The following is an 18,673-nucleotide window of genomic DNA, read 5'->3' on the forward strand; positions in this document are numbered from 1 at the left end:
AGGTTTCGGCATGACCCTGCGACGCCGGCTCGTCGTGATCGCGGTGGCACTTGCGCTGGTGCCGGGTTTCTCACCGGCAGCCGCAGAGGAGGCGGTGCCTCCGAAGCTGACGTGGACCCGGTGCGGCAGCACGCCGGAAAGCCGCCTGGAGTGCGCGTCGTTGCGGGTGCCGCTGGACTACCGGCACCCCCGCGGCCGGGCGATCGAGCTGGCGATCTCCCGGCTGCCCGCGGCGGATCCCGCCCGGCGCAAGGGAATCCTGCTGACCAACCCGGGCGGCCCCGGCGGGTCCGGGCTGGGGCTGCCCGAGCAGGTGCCGCAGTTGCTGGCCAGCCAGCCGGAGGCGCTCGCCCGGTACGACGTGATCGGTATGGATCCCCGGTTCATCGGCAAGTCCACACCTGTCACTTGTGGACTCGACGGGAACGAGCTCGCGCTCCCGAACTGGCCGGGGCCGGGTGGTTTCGCCGCGACGGTGACCAGGGCGCGTAACGTCGTACGGAAATGCACGGACCGCGCCGCGTGGGCGATGCCGTACGCGACCACGGCGAACACCGCCCGCGACATGGACATGATCCGTGCCGTGCTCGGTGAGCCGAAATTGTCGTTCCTCGGCTACTCGTACGGCTCCGAGCTCGGCCGGGCGTATGTCGCACTGTTCCCGCGCCGAGTGGACCGGTTCGTCCTGGACAGCAACACCAACCCGCTGTGGACCGCCCGCGAGGCGGATCTTCGGTTCCCGCCCCATTTCGAGCGGATGTACGGCCTGTTCGCGGCCTTCGCGGCGCGGGACGACGCCCAGTACGGCCTCGGTACCGACGCGCGCACCGCCAGGGCCAGGGTGGACGGCCTGATCGCCGAAGCCGGGATCGCCCCGATCCCGTCCGGTGACGACGACCCGTACACCGCACTGGACATCCGTTCGATCGTGATGCGGTTGCTGTACGCGGAGAACCGGTTCCACTGGCTGGGGCGGTTCGTGGCCACCCTGCGGGCCCGGCAGCCGCTGCCCGCCGACATCGCGTTCCTGGGCAACCTGCGCCGTTTCACGGCCCCGCCAGGAGTGCCGAAGGACAACTTCATCGCGGCGCACCTGCTGATCAAGTGCGGCGACGAGGCGTATCCCCGTGACATCGAGCAGTACCGGCGGGACTTCGAGGAAGGCAGCGCGCGGTACCCGTTCCTCGGCCCGGCCATGTCGGGCATCTCACCGTGCGCGTTCTGGCCGGTCCGCCCGCGTGAGCCGATCCCGTCGGTGGCGGGCAGCAGGGTCGGGGTGCTGCTGATCAACTCGACGGGTGACCCCGCGACCCCGTACGACGGCGCGCTGGCCACCCGGCGGTTGATGCCGCGGTCGCGGCTGGTCACCGTCCCGGTCAGTCACCACGCCGTGCTCGGCGAGTTCCCGAACGCGTGCGTCGAGCGGACCGCCGGTGCGTACCTGGTCAGCGGTGACCTGCCGGACCGGGACGTGTGGTGCGAGCCCTGAGTCATCAGTGAGGCATGACTCGGGAGAAGCCGTGGCCGTCGATCCGGCCGTCGATCCGGTCGTCGTGCGGAGTGCCGGATCAGGGCAGGTCAGGCCGTGACGTCGACGATCCAGGTGACGCCGAAGCGGTCGGCCAGCATCCCGAAGGCGGGCGCCCACTGGGCCGGACCGAACGCCTCGATCACGGTCGCGCCCTTGGCGAGGCCCTCCCACACCGGCGCGACCTCGTCGACGCTCTCGCCGCGCACGGAGAGGAAGAACGGCTCCCTGGTGATCGTGGTGCCGTTCTCGCGGCGCGTGGTGGGCACGCCCTCGGCCACCGGCTTGTGCTCGCCGGGCACGTCGTAGGCCATCACCCGGAAGCCGTTGTCGGCGACGACCTGGCCGAACACCACGTCGGCGGCACCAGGCGCCTCGGCGGGCATCCCGAAGTCGCCGTAGGTGGCGATGGTGAGCTGCCCGCCGAACACCGACTGGTAGAACTCCAGCGCCTCGCGGGCCTGGCCGTGGAAGTTCAAGTGGGCAACAGTGTTGAGCGACATAGCGTGCTGATCCTTCGCAAGCGGTTCTGGTGGCCGGAGGTCTCCGGCGACCAGAACGACACTGCCACCAGTACCGGTCAGGGAACGTCCTCTACTTGTGTCAGGCTGAAGACATGCCCATCGCCTCGTCGACGACGACCTCGAACCGCCTGCTGTCACTGCTGTCGATGCTGCAGGCTCGCCGCGACTGGCCCGGCGGCGCGCTGGCCGAACGTCTGGGCGTCAGCGAGCGGACGGTACGCCGCGACGTCGACCGGCTGCGCGAACTCGGCTACCCCATCCGAGCCGTCAAAGGACCCGACGGCGGCTATCGGCTCGAAGCGGGCAGTCAGATGCCGCCGCTGCTGTTCGACGAGGACCAAGCGGTCGCGCTCGCGGTGGCGCTGCGGATCGCGGTGGGGACGGGCGCGGGCATCGAGGAGGCGGCGGCGCGGGCGTTGGCCACCGTGCGCCAGGTCCTGCCGTCGCGGTTGCGGCAACGCGTCGACGTGCTCGAGATCAGCGCGGCGGGGCGCGGTGCCGATCCTCAGGTCGACACCGACGTCCTGCTCACGTTGAGCACCGCGATCCGTGCGCGGGAGGAATTGCGGTTCGACTACCGGTCGCCGGGGCGTCCTGAACACACCGAGCCGCGCCCAATCCGCCGGGTGCAGCCACATCACCTCGTGGCTCGGGCTGGCCGCTGGTACCTGGTCGGCTGGGATCCCGAACGCGAGGACTGGCGGATCCACCGAGCCGACCGGATGACACCTCGTGTCCCCCATGGACCCCGGTTCGCTCGTCGCGAGCTGCCGGGCGGCGACGTGACCGCCTTCCTTTCGGCCCGGTTCAAGGGTTCCGACAACAGCACGGACGAATGGCCCTGCCGCGGCGAGGTGATCCTGGACCTGCCCGCTGCGGAGGTCGCCCCGTTCGCGGGCGACGGGGTCGTCGAGGAAGTCGGCGCCACCCGGACCAGGCTGACGACGGGGGCCTGGTCCTGGGCTGCTCTCGCCGCGGCGCTGGCCCGCTTCGACACCGAGATCGAGGTGATCGCCCCGCCGGACCTGCGTGCTGCGTTCGCCGAACTCTCCCGCCACGCCGACCGCGCCGCGGGAACCGGATGACCAATCGGGGCCTGCGCGACTCCGAACTCCCGTACTGTGAGCCCGACCATGGACACGCCGGACAGCACCAGTCGCCCAAGCGCCCTGCGGACAGCGTTGCGGCGACTCGTGCTCGGCGCGTTTGTCTGCACCGCCATGGTGATCGTGGTGCTCGTCGGCGTGGCTGTGTTCAGCGCCACCGGACTGTCCACCGATCCGCACGGCTACGGGATGTTCGCAGGAATTCTGTTCGCGGCGGTCCTGTCACCGGTAGCGCTGGCGCTGTGGCTGCTGTACCGATCGATGCGGCGACGGGGCGGGTGACTCAGCACACCGCCTGGCCGCGCGACTTCGTGGCGGTGTCGTCCGGGTCACATCGACTGGAACCTGACATCAGTGTCATCGAATAGCGTCGCGGCGTCCTCGGCCGACCGTCGGGTGAGGACGGTGCAGGAGGTATTCACGATGAGCACAGCCTTGGGGTACCGGAGTTTCGGTGCGGCCGACGTCCAGGAGTTCGTGGAACGGCCGGAGCCGTCGCCCGGTCCAGCCGAGGTTCTCGTCCGCGTCGCGGCCGCGGGTGTGAACCCGCTCGATCACCTGCTGCGGTCCGGACACGTCCGTGACTTGAACGGCCACCTGCCCTTTCCTCAGGTCTTGGGGATGGAAGCGGCCGGAACGGTTCTGGCGGTCGGTGCCGACGTGGCCGGACTGGCTGTCGGCGACCGGGTCGCCGGGTTCGCGTTGACAGGAGCGGGCACGTACGCGGAAACGACCCTGCTACTCGGCGAGTCCACCGCCCGCATTCCCGACGCGTTGCCGTGGACCTGGGCGGCGACCATCCCCGTCGCGGGTACCACCGCGTTGGACGTACTCGACCAGCTCGCCCTGCCCGCTGGGGCCTCGTTGCTGGTGAACGGGATCGGCGGGGGAGTCGGCATCGCGCTGGCCCAGCTCGCGCGTGATCGGGATCTGGTCGTGGTGGGCACGGGCAGTACGGCCAAACGGGATCTCGCGACGGCGACCGGTGCGAGCTTCGTCGACTACACCGCGGGTGACGTTGTGCAACGGCTCCGCGTGCACGCCCCGGACAGGTTCGATGCCGTGGTCGACACAGTCGGCGGTCAGTCCCTGCGCGACATCGCCCCACTGGCGGCGAAGCCGGACATGCTTGTCTCCGTTGGGGATCCGTCGGTGGCCGAGCTCGGAGGCGTGCCGGTCCACCGCCGCCTCGACAGGGCAAGCCTAGAACGCGTCGCCGAGCTGATGGTCACCGGCCGACTCGATCCGCACATCACACAGACCTACCCGCTCGCGCGGGCACAGGAGGCACTGGCAGTCGTCGAGTCCCGTGCTGCCACGGGCAAACTCGTCATCGACATGAGTCTCTGACGTCAGCGGCGCGATCACCCCGGCGCACGGCGAGCCTGTGCCGGGTGTTCGTCTCGATCAGCTCGTCGAGCGCGTCTCTGGCCTCGACGAGCCGGGTGATGTCGGCCGTCAGCCGGTCGCGCTCCCCGACCATCGTGGTGAAAGCCGCTTCGGAGACGCCGTCGTCGTCACTGTCCACACAAGGCAGCAGCCGGGCGATCACCTTGCTGCTCAGGCCCGCGTCGAACAACTGCCGGACGATCGCGATCCGCGCCACCTCGTCCACACTGTAGAGGCGCTGGCCTCCGTCGGATCGCGTGCTGTGCACCAGGCCCTGTTGCTCGTAGTACCGCAGTGAGCGGGCGCTGACTCCCGTTCGCCGGGCCAGTTCACCGATCCGCATGGTCGAGGCGGGAGACGTCGTGGTCATGAAGCTGCCAGGTGTCGCACCCCGACGAGCTTAGCTCGCACCGCCGTGCCGGACGTGGTCGACGGTTGGCCAGCAGCCGGTGGACGCGCCGGACGGCGGCCCGGCGTTCGTTGCCGTTGACCGCGAGAGCGCGGACCACCGGGTCGTCGAGGCCACGCCGTTGACGGATCTCGGCGAGCCGGGCGTCCAGCGTCGTCGGCTGACCGTCGGGACCGGTCATCATGTCGCTGTACCACAGCGCGTCCCTGAGGTGGCCGGGAACGTCGTCGAACTCCGCGAGCTCGTCGCCCAGCCCGACCTGCTCGGCGACCGCCGCCGCACCGGAGTGGTGCGCCACCAGGCCACAGACCTGCCGGGAGACACCGACCCGGCGCAGATACCGCGCGCCGTCGAGCGAGTGCAACCCCGTGTCGATCAGCTCCGGTGCGTAACCGATGTCGTGCAACCACGCCGCGGAGACAAGGATGCCGAGGTCCTCGGGCATCAGGATGCGCGCCACCTGCTCGGCCCGGCGTGCCACACCGCGGGTGTGCTCCCACCGCTGGGGCAGCGCCTGGGCGAGCAGCCGCCTCGCGGTGTTGTGCGCCCAGTTCGACGGGCACGTTGCCGACATGGCAGGCGAGTCGATGGCGAAGTCACGCGCGAACCCGCGCACCGCGCGTTCCACGAGCAAGGGGACGAAGTCTTGCACCGGGGCCGTGGCCAACCGTGCGTGCGCCCGCTCGACCCACTCGTGCAGCAGGCTTGGTGGCACACCGGCGTGTTCCCGGACCAGTTGGCTCTCCAAGCGCCTGATCTGTTTGTCCGTCCGACCCGGCACTACCACCTGATCCGGCGTTACCACCGACACGGTCGTCAGCACGTCATCCCACCTCTCCCACGACGGTCACCGTATGTCTTTTCGCCGCTGTTGCTCAGGGCCACAAGACCTGTCTAGGTGGAATCGCGGTATGTCCCCGGCCGCCCGCCGGTTGCTCGACGACGTCGACGACCAAGTCCGCCACTTCACCGTCGTCGAGTGCGAAGATCACGAACAGGCTCCGTGATTGGTACTGTGGGCACGCCTGATGCGCCCGCCGAGTCGAGGAGTGCTCGCTTGAGCCTGGCAGAGTACGTCAGCGACAACCTGGTCGAGATCTACAACGACGCGGTCCGGCACGCCAACCTGACTCTCGTCGCGATGCTGATCGCCGTGCTGATCGGGGTGGCCGTCGGTGTGCTCACCTATCGACGAGTCGCCTTGGCGGCGCTGGTGACCACGACCACGGCGTCGTTCCTGACGATCCCCTCGATCGCGTTGCTCGGCATCCTCATCGCCCTCGTCGGTCTCGGGACGACGAACGTCCTGATCGCGCTCGTGGCGTACGCGCTGCTGCCGATCATCCGCAACACGATCGTCGGGCTGCGCGGCGTCGACAGGGCTGTTGTCGAAGCGGGGCAGGGGATGGGTATGGGCAGGTCCCGGTTGTTGTGGCGCGTGCGTCTGCCGTTGGCGTGGCCGGTCATCCTGTCCGGGGTGCGGGTGTCGACGCAGATGACGATCGGCATCGCGGCCATCGGCGCCTACGTGAAGGGACCGGGCCTGGGCAACCAGATCTTCGACGGTCTCGGCCGCTTCGGTGCGGCGAACTCGTTGAACCAGGTGCTGGTCGGGACGCTCGGCATCGTTGTGCTCGCGTTGCTGTTCGACCTGGCGTTCGGGCTGGTCGGCAGGCTGACGACATCGAGGGGGATCCGTGGCTGAGACGATCGAGCTCGAGGACGTCAGCAAGCTCTACGCAGGTCAGCCGAGCCCGGCGGTGGACGGGGTCACGATGCGGATCCCGGCGGGCGAGATCGTGGTGCTCGTCGGCCCGTCCGGCTGCGGCAAGAGCACGACGATGAAGATGATCAACAGGCTGATCGAGCCCACCTCGGGTCGGATCACCATCGGCGGCACCGACATCCTCACCCTCGACGTGGACGAGCACCGCCGCAACATCGGGTACGTCATCCAGCACATCGGCCTGTTCCCGCACATGCGCGTGACCGACAACATCGCCACCGTGCCGCGGATGCTGGGCTGGGATCGCAAGCGCATCACCGCGCGGGTGGGTGAGCTGCTCGAACTCGTCGGTCTACCGGCCGACTACGCCCGCCGCTACCCGCGCGAGCTGTCCGGCGGCCAGCAGCAGCGGGTGGGTGTGGCGCGTGCGCTGGCCGCGGATCCGCCTGTGATGCTGATGGACGAGCCGTTCGGCGCCACCGACCCGATCACCCGCGAGCGGTTGCAGAACGAGTTCCTGCGCCTGCAACGCGAACTGCGCAAGACGATCGTGTTCGTCACGCACGACTTCGACGAGGCGCTCAAGCTCGGTGACCGGATCGCGGTGTTGCGCCCGAGGTCGGTCATCGCCCAGTACGACACCCCAGAGGCGATTCTCGCCGCGCCTGCCGACGAGTACGTCGAAAGCTTCATCGGTGCGGGCGGGCACCTCAAGCAGCTCGCGTTGATGCGGGTGCGCGACGCCGACCTCGCCCCGGCGCCCAGCGACGCGGGCCAGTTGCCCACCATCCCGGCGGACGCGACATTGCGCGACGCGCTGAACATCATGCTTGGCCAGAGCAGCGACACCGTGCTGGTCACCGAGGACGGGCGTGCTCTCGGCGTCCTGGACCTCGCGCACCTGAAGGCTGTGCTCCGCCCGGTTACCCAGACGGACGGCCAGGCATGACCGCCGTCGATCCGAACCGGGACCCTGGCGACTTCGACGCGGGCGCGGCACCGGGCACCGCACCGCCGGTCGCCGGGCGGACGCGCGCGGGCCTGCGCGGACTGGTGATCCGGCCGATCCTGATCGCGGTCGCCATGGTCACGCTTTACCTTGTCGTGCGGGGACTTCCGGCCGACTCCATCGAGGCGCGCTACCTCAACGCCGACGAACTCACCCGTGAGTTGCTCGAGCACGTACGGCTGTCGATCATCTCGACCGTCTGCACGATCGTCATCGCCGTCCCGATCGGTGTTCTGATCACGCGCCCCGGGGCTCGCTGGATCAAGCCCGTGGGACTGGGGCTGGGCAACCTCGGCCAGTCGGTCCCGTCCATCGGACTGGTCGTGCTCCTGGCGCTGTGGATGGGGACCGGAGTCACGACCGTGGTGGTGGCGCTCGTCGTCTACGCGGTACTGCCCGTGCTGCGCAACACGATCGTCGGGCTGGAGGGCGTGGACCGGACGATCATCGAATCGGCACGGGGTATGGGGATGTCGAAGCTGGCCGTGCTCGCCCGGATCGAGCTGCCGCTGGCCGTCCCGGTGATCCTCGCCGGGATCCGCACCGCACTGGTGCTCACCTTCGCCAGCGCGACGCTCGCGACCTTCGTCGGCGGGGGCGGCCTCGGCGGCGGGCTCGTCGCGGGCATCGGGCTTGACCGGCCGGTCCTGAGCGTCACCTACGGGATCATCGTTGCCGCTCTGGCCCTCTTCGCCGACTGGCTGGGGCTCGTCGCGGAGGAGGTACTGCGGCCGAGGGGAATTTGATAACCGGTTCGACCGACACCAGGAGGACGAGTCACATGCACATCACTCGACGCCCGTTGGCGGCGGCGCTCGCGCTCGTCATGGCGGCCACCGTCGCCACCGGGTGCACGATCGAGACGGCGCCGGACAAGACGGCGGTCGGCGCGGGGTCGATCAAGAAGATCGACGCACTGGCGGGCGCCAAGATCAGGGTCAGCTCGAAGGAGTTCGACGAACAGCTGCTGCTCGGCCAGATCGCCATCGTCGCGTTGCGGGCGGCGGGCGCGGATCCGGAGGACAAGACCAACATCACCGGTTCCGCCAACGTCCGGCAGGCGTTGACCAGCGGCGCCGTCGACCTCTACTGGGAGTACACCGGAACCGCCTGGGTCACCTATCTCAAGAACACCAAGCCGATCCCGGACGCCCAGGCACAGTACGACGCGGTGAAGCAGGGCGATGCGGCGAACGAGATCGTCTGGTGGGCGCGCTCGCCCGCGAACGACACCTACGCGATCGCGGTCAACCAGGAAGCGCTGACGAAGTACGGCACGAAGACCCTGTCGGACTACGCGGCGCTGGCCAAGCGGGATCCCGCGGCCGCGTCCACCTGCATCGGACCGGAGTTCAAGAGCCGCGACGACGGGTTTCCCGGGCTGCAGAAGGCCTACGACTTCACCCTGCCGGACGCGCAGATCCACCTGCTCAACGACGCGGTGATCTACCCGACGGCAGGCAAGGGCGGCACGTGCAACTTCGGTGAGGTCGCCACGACCGACGGCCGGGTCCCGGCGCAGAACCTGACTCCACTGGAGGACGACAAGAAGTTCTTCCCCGTCTACAACCCGGCCATCACGATCCGCTCATCGGTGGCCAAGCAGTACCCGCAGCTGGAGCAGGTCTTCGACTCGATCGCGGGGAAACTCGACACCAAGGTGCTCACCGGGCTGAACAAGAAGGTCAGCGTCGAAGGGGTCAAACCCGCGGCCGTCGCCACCGAGTGGTTGAAGTCCGAGGGCTTCATTTCCTGACAGGGCAGTCGACCGCGTCACGGCTTGGCTTGGTGGTCGATCTGCTCGCGGAGGATGTCGCCGTGACCCGCGTGCCGCGCGAACTCCTCGATCATGGCGAGCAGGGTCCACCGCATGCTGACTGTTCCCTCGCGGGGATTGTCCTTGGTGTCGTCGAGGTCGAAGCGGGCGGCGATCTCGCGTGATCGTTGGCTCGCGCGCTCGAACTCCGCGATCACGTCAGCCAGGCTTTCGTCGTCGGTGACGGTGAAGGTGCCCTCGTCGCGCGCGGAGTACCCGTCGCATTCGGACTCGTCCAGATCCGCCCAGAACCGTTGGAACCAGATCCGTTCGGCCGCCGCGGCGTGCTTGATCAACGAGATGGGTGTCGTCAGCGACGGGACGAGCCTGCGGCGGGCGTCGGCTTCGGACAGGTCACGCACGGTCGCGATCAGGGCTTCACGGTTGCGATCGAGCATGTTCTCGATGATCGCTCGTTCGTTGCCGTCGGTGATCCTGGTGGTGGTCACGAGTTCTGCTCCATTTGATCATTCTGGACGGTGACCGGGACACGAGCAACCGGCGGGCCCCGTGGACGATCCGTGTCCCACCGGGAGTGAGAACGCGGTCAACCGTCCCTGCTCAGCGGATTCCACGTCCTCCGCCGCCACCACCGCAGCCGCTGCTGCCTGGTGAGCACCGTGGCGGGTTGCCGTCGATGACGTCCACTTGCCGGTCGACGAAGGCGGCCGTGGCCTGAGGGCCGAGCACGGCGACGTCCAGCGTGCACGCCTCCACCCAGAAGGGTTTCAGAACACCGGCCCTGCGGCAGGTGCCGCGGACGCGTTCAGCGTGGCCTGGTGGCCGGAGAGCGACCGGACAGGGTCACGCGTGCAGCGCGAAGTCGCCGGATACGAGCTCACCGTGCGCGACCTGCGTCCGGCGACGACCTACCGTTTCTGCTGGGCCTGCTGCGGGAGACCACAGGGGCGTGGTCGGTGCCGATCCTGGTCATAGTTGGCGTCTGCCTGCTCCGGATCTGCCTGTCGCTCGCTGCGGGACGACCACGGTTCGCGCAGTGCAAGCCATCCGCGAACCGCTACGCGCTGAGGTGATCGGCCCCGCTCGCGCCCTGGGCGCAGTCGATGAACAATCTCCCTGACGGACTGCGACGTGGCGTGGCCACGGGCGGCAGGTGATCATCCGCGTGAAAGGCGGCTCAGGCGTGCTCGACCGGCTGCTCGACAGGGTCCTGGGGCTTCCCCCGGCCGAAGGTCCCGCCCCCTCGGTGACCAAGGCGATCCCCGTCTCGATGTCCGACGGTGTCCGGCTGCTGGCCGATCGCTACGCCGTCCCCGGGGACACGCCGCGCCCGGTGGTGCTGATCCGCACGCCGTACGGCCGCAAGGGCCTGATGGGCAGGATCTTCGGGGAGACGTTCGCGCGGCACGGGTTGCAGACGGTCCTGCAGAGCACGCGCGGTACCTTCGGTTCCGGTGGCGAGTTCCGGCCGTTCCACCTGGAGAGGGAAGACGGCCTCGACACCGTCGCCTGGCTGCGCGCGCAGCCGTGGTGTGACGGCCGGGTCGCGACGGCGGGTGCGAGCTACCTCGGGCACACGCAGTGGTCGGTCGCGCCGTATCTCGACGAGCCGCTCGAGGCGCTGTGTCTCGCGATCACCGCGTCGGAGTTCGTCTCGACGTTCTATCCGGGCGGGATCCTCGCGGTCGACAACATGGTCTCGTGGTCGGCGCTGATCGGACGTCAGGAAGGCCGGTTCGCGGGGGTGCCGAACCCGTGGCAGACGAAGAAGACCCGCGCGGCCATGGCGCACCTGCCGGTGTCCGGCGCGGACGTCGCCGCGATCGGCAAGCAGGTGCGGTTCCTGCAGGACGTTTCCGCACACGCCGAGCCCGGTGACGACTTCTGGGCGCCGTCGGATCACAGCGCGCGGGTGGCCGGGCTGACGACGCCGGTGTCGATGGTGACCGGCTGGTACGACCTGTTCATCTCCGCCCAACTGCGCGACTTCAAGGAACTGGCCGCCGCCGGGCGTGCGCCGCGGATCACCATCGGCCCATGGGCGCACGGCGAGCCCGCCAGTCTCAGGATCCTGGTGCGCGACCAGATCGGCTTCCTGTCCGCCCATCTGCTCGGCGACACCGCGCAGCTGCGCCAGGCTCCCGTGCGCCTGTACCTCCAGGGCGCCGGGCGCTGGCTGGACTTCGACAGCTGGCCGCCGAAGTCCGTATCCACGCCGTACTTCCTGCGCCCCGGTGGGCTTTCCCCTGCCGGGCCGGTGGAGTCGAAGCCGGGCACGTTCACCTTCGACCCGGCTGATCCGACGCCGACCGTCGGCGGCCCGCTCCTTTCCGGCGTGCGGAAACAGCGCGACAACAAGCTCGTCGAGCAACGCAGGGACGTCCTGCTCTTCACCGGTGACCCGCTGGTCGACGACCTCGACGTCATCGGAGAGGTCTCCGCGCTCGTGCACGTCCGGACCGACCTCGGCCACGGCGACGTGTTCGTCCGCCTGTGCGATGTGGACCGGCACGGGGTCTCCCGCAACGTCACCGACGGCATCCTCCGCCTGCGACCGGGAATCCCGGAGTCCGACGAGGACGGTGTGGTCGCGGCCGAGGTCCGGCTCGACCCCACCGCCTACCGGTTCCGGCGCGGGCACCGGCTGCGGGTGCAGGTGGCGGGTGGAGCGTTCCCCCGCTTCGCCCGCAACCATGGCACCGACGAGCCGACGTTCACCGCGGTGGACGGGAAACCCGTGCGGTTCGAGGTCTTCCACGACCCCGCGCGGTCGTCCAGGATCACCCTTCCGGTGTTCGGCGGCTGACCGGTCCGGGGAGTTCGCCGGTGATGCGAGCGAGCCACGATCCCGGTGCGCGCCGTGCTCGAAGACATCCTTCAGCAGCGAACGGCCCGACGGTGAACCTCATGTCCCGCTACGGCTGGACACGTCTCCTTGCGCCGACAGGGGAGTGGCCACGTCCTCCAGTGAGCGCCGTGCGGCTTCCACACCCAGCACGAGTTCGGCGACACCGCCGACGATCATCACACCCGCGCCGATGACGTAGCCGATCGCGACGTTGCCGGGACTGCCGCTTTCGACCAGGGCACCGAACAGCAGCGGTCCGATGATGCCGCCGAGGCCGGTGCCGACGGCGTAGAACAGGGCGATGCACATCGCGCGGATCTCCATCGGGAAGATCTCCGACACCGTCAGGTATGCCGCGCTCGCCCCGGATGAGGCGAAGAAGAAGATGACCGCCCACGCGATCGCCAGCGTCCACGCGGACAGCGCACCGGCCGAGAACAGCCACGCGGTGCCGAGCAACAGCACACCGGAGCCCAGATAGCTGACGCTGATCATCGTGCGGCGTCCGATGCTGTCGAACAGGCGACCGAGCACGAGCGGCCCGATCAGACTGCCCAACGCCAAGGGGATCAGGTACAGGCCGGACTGCGCGCTGGGGACACCGAAGAACGTGGCGAGCACCAGCGCGAAGGTGAAGTACACGGCGTTGTACAGGAATGCCTGTCCGACGAAGAGCGCCAGGCCGAGCAGCGTGCGCCGGGGATAGGTGCGCAGCACGGTCCTGGCGATCTCGCCGAATCCGGTGCTGTGCCGCTGGCGCACTTTCAGCGTGTCGTGGACGGGGTCCAGCGGGCGCCCGGTGTCCTGTTCGATCTTGCGTTCGATCGAGCCGACGAGTTCCTCGGCGGCTTCGTTGTGGCCGTGGGTGTAGAGCCAGCGCGGACTCTCCGGGAGGTTGCGGCGGACGAGCAGGATGACCAGCCCCAGTACCGCGCCGAGCCCGAACGCGATGCGCCACCCGACATCGGCGGAGAACACCGCTGGGTCGAGCAACACCAACGTGAGCGCGGCGCCGACGGCGGCACCGCCCCAGTACGAACCGTTGACCGCCAACGACACCGTCGCCCGCAGCCGGGCGGGCACGAGTTCGTCGATGGCCGAGTTGATCGCGGCGTACTCGCCGCCGATCCCGGCGCCGGTCAGGAACCGCATCGCGACGAAGAACCAGACGTCGAACGAGAACGCGGTGGCGGTCGTCGCCGCCAGGTAGAGCCCGAGCGTGAGGAGGAACAGCTTCTTGCGGCCCAGCCGGTCGGTGAGATAACCGAACACCAGCGAGCCGACCACCGCGCCCGCGACGTACATCGACGCGGCCAGACCGACCTGGGCGTCAGTCAGGGCCAGGCCGCTGTCGGGCTCGGTGAGCCGCTCGGCCAACGCCCCGACGATGGTGACTTCGAGTCCGTCGAGAATCCACACCGTGCCGAGTCCGGCCAGCACCAGCCAGTGCCACCGGGCCCACGGCAGCCGGTCCATCCTGGCCGGGACGTCCGTGGTGACGGTGTCCTGCGATCGACCGGCCGAAGTCTGTGTCATGTCCCCGAATTGCCACACCCCCGTCGGCTGAAACGTCTTACTGGTTGCGGCGCGCGCCGCGCGGGTACCCGTTGGGGTGGGCAAGGACGACCGCAGCCTGATCACCGTTCTGGTCGCGTTGGCGGCGAACCTGGGCGTCGGCATCGCGAAGCTCGTGGCCGGGCTGCTGTCCGGCTCCGGCGCCCTGTTGTCCGAGGCCGCGCACTCGGTCGGTGACGTGTCGACCCAGGTCCTGCTGCTGGCCGCGGTCCGCCGGTCGCAGCGGCCCGCGGATCGGCGCTACCCCTTCGGGTACGGCAAGGAACGCTACTTCCTTCTGGTCGCTGCTCGCCGCGATGGGGATTCTCGCCTCCGGCGCGGCGTTCTCGACGTACGAAGGCATCCACACGATCACCGCCGGTGGCGGGCAGGTCGAGTACGCGTGGGTGAACTACCTCGTGCTCGGGATTGCCCTGCTGATGGAAGGCACTTCGCTGTTGCAGGCGACGCGGCAGGTCAGGCAGGACGCGACAGACCACCGGCGATCGGTCCGGCAACAACTGGCGGCCAGCGACGACCCGACGCCACGCGCGGTGTTCACCGAGGACAGCGCGGCCGTGATCGGCGTTCTGCTCGCCGCCGCGGGTGTCGCGCTGCACCAGGTGACCGGATCGGCTGTGTGGGACGGGATCGCGTCCGTCCTGATCGGACTGCTGCTGGCGTGCGTCGCCGTGCTGCTCGCCCGGACGAGCAAGCGCCTGCTGCTGGGCAGGCAGGCCGACACGCGGATGATCCGGGCGATCGAGCAACGCCTCGAACAGCAGCCGGAGATCGACGACGTCGTGGACCTGTTGACCATGATGACCGGGACCGATCGCGTGCTGCTCTGCGCGCGGGTCGATTTCGTGGACACCTACACGGCAGGGGACATCGAGCATGCCTGTGTCCGGATCGACGACGACCTGCGGGCCGAGTTCGGGGACCTTGACGAGATCTTCATCCAACCGGTTCCCCGGACCGACCAGGACCTGCGCGACCGGGTGTTGCGTCGGTACGGTCAGGTGTTGGCGGACGAGTGACTCAGACCGCTGAGCCTGTCGAACGGCGTCACGAGGCCGTCCTTGACCGTCCGGCCGGTATCCCGGTAACGCAGCGTCAGCCGGACAAGCGCGAGCACGATGTAGAGCGCGGACAACCCGACGATGACCCACCGGTTCGCGTCGCCCGACAGCACCAGGCTGGCCGTGAACTGCACGGCGAAGAGTCCGAACAGGACACCCGCTGCCAGGCCGGTGAGCACGCGGTCGAGCAGGATGCTGACGGCGAACAACGACTGGGCGGCGGTGAGCAGCAACTCCAGCCGCTGGTGTCCGTCGATCGGCAGCCCGCTGACCGTGCCCGAGGACACCGCGAACACCACCGGGATCGTGCCGACCAGCAGTGTCCACTGGTTGACCTTGCTGGACAGCAACGTCGCCAGGGACTGCGAGGCCGCGAGGCGCGCGGCGTACAGGCAGGCCACGATCAGCTCGGGGGACTCACTGGCCAGCGGCGCCACCCACTGGACCAGGAGGAACTTGTCGACGCCGAGCTGCTCGCCGGTGCTCACCAGGCTTTCGGCGAAGTGTTCCGCGCTGGCCAGGATGATCAGACCCGCGACGGCGAACATGCCGATGACGAAACCCCGCCGGGCCCTGGTGGCCTTGCGGCCGACCCAGTCCGCGACGCCGATCAGGTTCGGCTCCTCGGGAGGCGCCTGGGCCAGGCGCCACCCGTACGCGGCGAAGATCCCCACGAACACGACGGCGTCGACGAGCGTCAGGGAACTGCGGAGCGGCAACGTCAGGGAGTACAGCGTGGCGATACCCAGGAACGCCAGCTCCACCGAGATCGCGGGCTGGAACTCCACCCGTCCGGGCCTCGGAGTGCGCGACTTCGCTCGCGCGGCGGCGATACCGGCCACCAGAACCACCAGCGGCCAGCCGAAGCCGACGAGAATCCGGTTCGCCCCGGTCATGTTCGCCAACGCCAGCGAACACGGATTGTCGCCACCGGCGGGACAGTGCCCCTGGTTGGCGAACACCTGGCCCGCGTCGTAGGTGAAAACCAGGTCGACGGCGTACTCCGGCAACACCGCGACGATCGCCAGCAACGCGATGGCCAGTCCCGCTGAGATGTCCACTTGCGCCGCCTCGGCGGCCCAGGACAACAGGAACGCCGCGCCCACGATGGCCGCGCCGAACACCAACGCGGCCAGCGCCGGGGGCAACTCGGGATGGGGCAACGCCAGGTAGTCGGCGATCCCGAGGTAGGTACCGGCCAGCGCGGCACCGACGGCAAGAGGAAGTTGGACGGGAGTGTTCCCGAGCACCCGGTACCCCTTCACCCGACGACAACCGGTCTGTGGGGGAGTGCCCGCAACCGGCACCGCGAAACCGTGTACGCGGAGCTCACAGCGGGTAGGCCTCTGCGGACCGGCTCCACAAGGTATCGAGGTGGGTTCATTGACAAGCACAGGCCGTCGTCCCCGGATCGTCGTGGTCGGCACCGGATTCGCGGGCTACCACTGTCTGCGCACACTGGAACGACGCCTCCCCGCCGACGCGGCCGACCTGGTCGCGGTGAATCCCACCGACTACATGCTGTACGTCCCGCTGCTGCCGGAGGTCGCGGGTGGCACGCTCGACCCCCGTCGAGTGGCGGTCCCGCTGCGTAGCAAGCTGTCCCGGACCCGTCTCGTGCAGGGCCACGCGACCGCTGTGGACACGGACGCCCGCACCTGCACGGTGGTTGACGTCGAAGGTCACTCGCACGTGCTGGAGTGGGACTACCTCGTGCTCACCGTGGGTAGCGTGACGCGGCTGTTGTCCATCCCCGGGGTGGCCGAGCACGCGATCGGATTCAAGTCGGTGGCCGAAGGCATCTTTGTCCGTGACCACGTGTTGCGGCAACTCGAACTCGCCGAGCAGACCGACGATCCCGCCGAACGGGCCGCTCGCGCCACGTTCGTGGTGGTCGGCGCCGGGTACACGGGCACCGAGCTGGTCGCACAGGGCCACCAGCTCACCAGGGAGGCGCTGCGCGACCGCAGGACGCTGACCGAGCGGGACGTCCGCTGGATCCTGGTGGACATCGCGCCGCGCGTCCTGCCGGGCTTGAACAAGCGGTTGTCCGGGCCGGCCGAACGCGTGCTCCGCGACCGTGGCGTCGACGTACGACTGGGAACCAGCGTCGCGGAGATCACCGAGACCTGTGTCCGCTTGGAAGACGGCAGCGAGATCCCCAGCCGGACCGTGGTGTGGTGCGTCGGTGTCCGCCCCGACCCGCTTGTCGAGGCACTGGACCTGCCGGACCGGAAAGGCAGGCTCGCCGTCACCGGTCACCTGCGCGTGCCTGGACCGCCAGGGGTGTACGCCGCCGGTGACGTGGCTGCCGTTTCCGATGCGTTCCATCCGGGCGAGCTGTGCCCGATGACCGCTCAGCACGCTCAACGCCAGGGCCGGGTCGCGGCGCTCAACATCGCGGCGGCACTGGGCCACGGGAAGCCGCGGCTGTATCGGCACCGGGACCTCGGGTTCGTGGTCGATCTCGCCGCGGGGCAAGCGGTGGCTGACCCGTTGCACGTGCCGCTGCGCGGCTGGCCTGCCAAGGTGATCACCCGCGGCTATCACCTGTTGGCGTTGCCTGCCAACCGGCTGCGCGTGGCCGTGGAATGGGCAGTGGACCTGGTGGCACGGCGTCAGGTCGTGCAGTTCGGCTTCGTACCGCCGCAGCGAGCCACCATCGCCGACGCCGACAAGGCCCCAGAGCCGACTCCAGCAGGACGTGGCTAGGCCGTCCGCGGCTCGTCGACAGCGGCTTTGACGAAGCCAAGTGCGGCGTCAAGGTCGTCGACGACACGCGCGGGGACGTCCGAGCCGTCCTGCCACCCCGGCCCGGCCAGGATCAGCGGCACCTGACGATCGTGCAACCGACGTGCCAGGTCGTGCGAGGCGTTCTCGCGCCGCAGGGCCCACAACACGGCCGTCGCGGGCCGCAGCCGGCGTTCCGCCGCCAGAGCGGCGTCAATGGGCACCGTGTCACCCAGGAACGCCGTGGGAACGGATCGTTCGTGCAGAGCAGCGGCCAACACCCGCAACGGGAGCGCATGGCGTTCCTGCGGGCAACAGAGCAGCAGCGCGGGGCGCCGATCCGCAGGAGCCGCGTGTGTGTGCATGACGCGGTCGAGCGCGGTCGCGATCGACTCCGCGAGCGTCCATTCCACGTCGCGGCACTGCGCGTCGTGCACTGACCGAGCACCGACAGCGCGGACGACAGGGCGAAGCACGTCGTGCCATGTACCGCACACGCCTCGCGACTGGAAGAACGCGTCGAGCAGGTCGGCCATGATGTCCGTCCGGAGCGACTCGGCCGCGTGGTTCAGGCTGTCGACCAGGTCGGAACCGGCGGTGTCGCCAGCCTGAACCACGCGGCCGACGGCCAGGTCAGCGGCCTCCCGGGGTTTGGTGCCCGCCGCGATGAGCCGTTGCATGATCCGCAGGCGTTCGACGTCTCCGGCGGTGTAGCGCCGGTGACGACCGGGTTCCCGGTCCGACGCGCCGATGCCGTACCGCGCGTCCCAGGTGCGTAGGGTCGTCGGTGAAATGCCGAGCCGGCGAGCCACCCAGCCGGTCGGCCACGATGCTTGGGTGGACCGATGCCTCATCGCTAGCCTGCCCCTCACCGTCGTGGCGACACCCCCGGGTAGCCCTTTACGAGGCAGATGAACGTCCGACGGCACGTGCGTCGATTCCGAGTCGTTTCATCGTGCGGACGCACCTGTTGTCGGTTACGTTGAGAGCG

18 protein-coding genes and 1 pseudogene are annotated in these 18,673 nt (G+C 69.2%); 12 read left to right on the top strand and 7 right to left on the bottom strand.

Going from position 1 to position 18,673, the window contains the following annotated elements; genetic code table 11:
• Nucleotides 1-10: 10 nt before the first annotated feature.
• The gene (locus ALI144C_RS36855; protein WP_083753713.1) at nucleotides 11-1,489 is read left to right on the top strand and encodes an alpha/beta hydrolase; all 1,479 of its coding nucleotides are present in this window, start codon (nucleotides 11-13) and stop codon (nucleotides 1,487-1,489) included.
• An 89-nt stretch (nucleotides 1,490-1,578) separates the two neighbouring features.
• Here the strand turns inward: ALI144C_RS36855 and ALI144C_RS36860 are convergent, their stop codons facing one another.
• Complete coding sequence (locus ALI144C_RS36860; RefSeq protein ID WP_076991841.1) at nucleotides 1,579-2,031, bottom strand: VOC family protein; 453 nt, start codon at nucleotides 2,029-2,031, stop codon at nucleotides 1,579-1,581.
• A gap of 113 nt (nucleotides 2,032-2,144) precedes the next feature.
• Here ALI144C_RS36860 and ALI144C_RS36865 point away from each other — a divergent pair, with 113 nt between their 5' ends.
• The 3 genes from ALI144C_RS36865 (at nucleotide 2,145) to ALI144C_RS36875 (ending at nucleotide 4,508) form a co-directional block, all read left to right on the top strand.
• Nucleotides 2,145-3,137 (top strand): helix-turn-helix transcriptional regulator, encoded by a 993-nt coding sequence (locus ALI144C_RS36865; protein WP_076991842.1) that lies wholly within the window; start codon nucleotides 2,145-2,147, stop codon nucleotides 3,135-3,137.
• Between the two features lie 48 nt (nucleotides 3,138-3,185).
• Nucleotides 3,186-3,440: a hypothetical protein gene (locus ALI144C_RS36870; RefSeq protein WP_076991843.1), complete on the top strand. Its 255-nt coding sequence runs from the start codon at nucleotides 3,186-3,188 to the stop codon at nucleotides 3,438-3,440.
• Nucleotides 3,441-3,581: 141 nt separating this feature from the next.
• Nucleotides 3,582-4,508, top strand: a complete 927-nt coding sequence (locus ALI144C_RS36875; protein ID WP_076991844.1) for an NADP-dependent oxidoreductase — start codon at nucleotides 3,582-3,584, stop codon at nucleotides 4,506-4,508.
• Here the strand turns inward: ALI144C_RS36875 and ALI144C_RS36880 are convergent.
• On the bottom strand, nucleotides 4,489-4,917 hold the full coding sequence (locus tag ALI144C_RS36880; RefSeq protein ID WP_330359635.1) for a MerR family transcriptional regulator: 429 nt from the start codon (nucleotides 4,915-4,917) through the stop codon (nucleotides 4,489-4,491). The two genes, ALI144C_RS36875 and ALI144C_RS36880, sit on opposite strands and share 20 nt — an antisense overlap.
• Nucleotides 4,877-5,779, bottom strand: coding sequence for a three-helix bundle dimerization domain-containing protein (locus ALI144C_RS36885; protein ID WP_076991846.1), 903 nt, complete (start codon nucleotides 5,777-5,779; stop codon nucleotides 4,877-4,879). Before ALI144C_RS36885 ends, ALI144C_RS36880 begins: the two co-directional genes overlap by 41 nt.
• 234 nt (nucleotides 5,780-6,013) lie before the next feature.
• Here ALI144C_RS36885 and ALI144C_RS36890 point away from each other — a divergent pair, with 234 nt between their 5' ends.
• Genes ALI144C_RS36890 through ALI144C_RS36905 form a run of 4 tightly spaced genes read left to right on the top strand, consistent with a single transcriptional unit; the run spans nucleotide 6,014 to nucleotide 9,447 of the window.
• Nucleotides 6,014-6,661 (top strand): ABC transporter permease, encoded by a 648-nt coding sequence (locus ALI144C_RS36890; RefSeq protein ID WP_076991847.1) that lies wholly within the window; start codon nucleotides 6,014-6,016, stop codon nucleotides 6,659-6,661.
• Complete coding sequence (locus tag ALI144C_RS36895; protein ID WP_076991848.1) at nucleotides 6,654-7,631, top strand: ABC transporter ATP-binding protein; 978 nt, start codon at nucleotides 6,654-6,656, stop codon at nucleotides 7,629-7,631. The genes ALI144C_RS36890 and ALI144C_RS36895 overlap by 8 nt, the downstream gene beginning before the upstream one ends.
• Nucleotides 7,628-8,437, top strand: coding sequence for an ABC transporter permease (locus ALI144C_RS36900; RefSeq protein ID WP_076991849.1), 810 nt, complete (start codon nucleotides 7,628-7,630; stop codon nucleotides 8,435-8,437). The genes ALI144C_RS36895 and ALI144C_RS36900 overlap by 4 nt, the downstream gene beginning before the upstream one ends.
• 35 nt (nucleotides 8,438-8,472) lie before the next feature.
• The gene (locus ALI144C_RS36905; protein ID WP_076991850.1) at nucleotides 8,473-9,447 is read left to right on the top strand and encodes a glycine betaine ABC transporter substrate-binding protein; all 975 of its coding nucleotides are present in this window, start codon (nucleotides 8,473-8,475) and stop codon (nucleotides 9,445-9,447) included.
• Between the two features lie 17 nt (nucleotides 9,448-9,464).
• Here the strand turns inward: ALI144C_RS36905 and ALI144C_RS36910 are convergent, their stop codons facing one another.
• The gene (locus tag ALI144C_RS36910; RefSeq protein ID WP_076991851.1) at nucleotides 9,465-9,956 is read right to left on the bottom strand and encodes a DinB family protein; all 492 of its coding nucleotides are present in this window, start codon (nucleotides 9,954-9,956) and stop codon (nucleotides 9,465-9,467) included.
• A gap of 695 nt (nucleotides 9,957-10,651) precedes the next feature.
• Here ALI144C_RS36910 and ALI144C_RS36915 point away from each other — a divergent pair.
• Nucleotides 10,652-12,274 (top strand): CocE/NonD family hydrolase, encoded by a 1,623-nt coding sequence (locus tag ALI144C_RS36915; RefSeq protein WP_076992055.1) that lies wholly within the window; start codon nucleotides 10,652-10,654, stop codon nucleotides 12,272-12,274.
• A 99-nt stretch (nucleotides 12,275-12,373) separates the two neighbouring features.
• On the opposite strand, the gene ALI144C_RS36920 is transcribed toward ALI144C_RS36915, so the two are convergent.
• Nucleotides 12,374-13,852 carry an MFS transporter gene (locus tag ALI144C_RS36920; protein WP_193441253.1) on the bottom strand — a complete coding sequence of 493 codons (1,479 nt, stop codon included), beginning with the start codon at nucleotides 13,850-13,852 and terminating at the stop codon, nucleotides 12,374-12,376.
• A gap of 154 nt (nucleotides 13,853-14,006) precedes the next feature.
• Here ALI144C_RS36920 and ALI144C_RS58760 point away from each other — a divergent pair.
• Together ALI144C_RS58760 and ALI144C_RS36925 are read left to right on the top strand one after the other, a co-directional pair.
• Nucleotides 14,007-14,093, top strand: a pseudogene (locus ALI144C_RS58760) (hypothetical protein); the annotation flags it as partial.
• 94 nt (nucleotides 14,094-14,187) lie between these two features.
• The gene (locus tag ALI144C_RS36925; RefSeq protein ID WP_330359636.1) at nucleotides 14,188-14,910 is read left to right on the top strand and encodes a cation diffusion facilitator family transporter; all 723 of its coding nucleotides are present in this window, start codon (nucleotides 14,188-14,190) and stop codon (nucleotides 14,908-14,910) included.
• Here the strand turns inward: ALI144C_RS36925 and ALI144C_RS36930 are convergent.
• Nucleotides 14,889-16,202 carry a sodium:proton exchanger gene (locus ALI144C_RS36930; RefSeq protein ID WP_237774496.1) on the bottom strand — a complete coding sequence of 438 codons (1,314 nt, stop codon included), beginning with the start codon at nucleotides 16,200-16,202 and terminating at the stop codon, nucleotides 14,889-14,891. The genes ALI144C_RS36925 and ALI144C_RS36930 overlap by 22 nt on opposite strands.
• Nucleotides 16,203-16,335: 133 nt before the next feature.
• Between ALI144C_RS36930 and ALI144C_RS36935 the strand changes: the two genes are divergently transcribed.
• The gene (locus ALI144C_RS36935) at nucleotides 16,336-17,664 is read left to right on the top strand and encodes an NAD(P)/FAD-dependent oxidoreductase (protein WP_076992057.1); all 1,329 of its coding nucleotides are present in this window, start codon (nucleotides 16,336-16,338) and stop codon (nucleotides 17,662-17,664) included.
• Here ALI144C_RS36935 and ALI144C_RS36940 read toward each other — a convergent pair.
• Nucleotides 17,661-18,536: a MerR family transcriptional regulator gene (locus tag ALI144C_RS36940; protein WP_076991853.1), complete on the bottom strand. Its 876-nt coding sequence runs from the start codon at nucleotides 18,534-18,536 to the stop codon at nucleotides 17,661-17,663. The two genes, ALI144C_RS36935 and ALI144C_RS36940, sit on opposite strands and share 4 nt — an antisense overlap.
• Nucleotides 18,537-18,673: the final 137 nt, after the last annotated feature.

The organism is Actinosynnema sp. ALI-1.44, assembly GCF_001984155.1.
Lineage (GTDB): Bacteria > Actinomycetota > Actinomycetes > Mycobacteriales > Pseudonocardiaceae > Kibdelosporangium.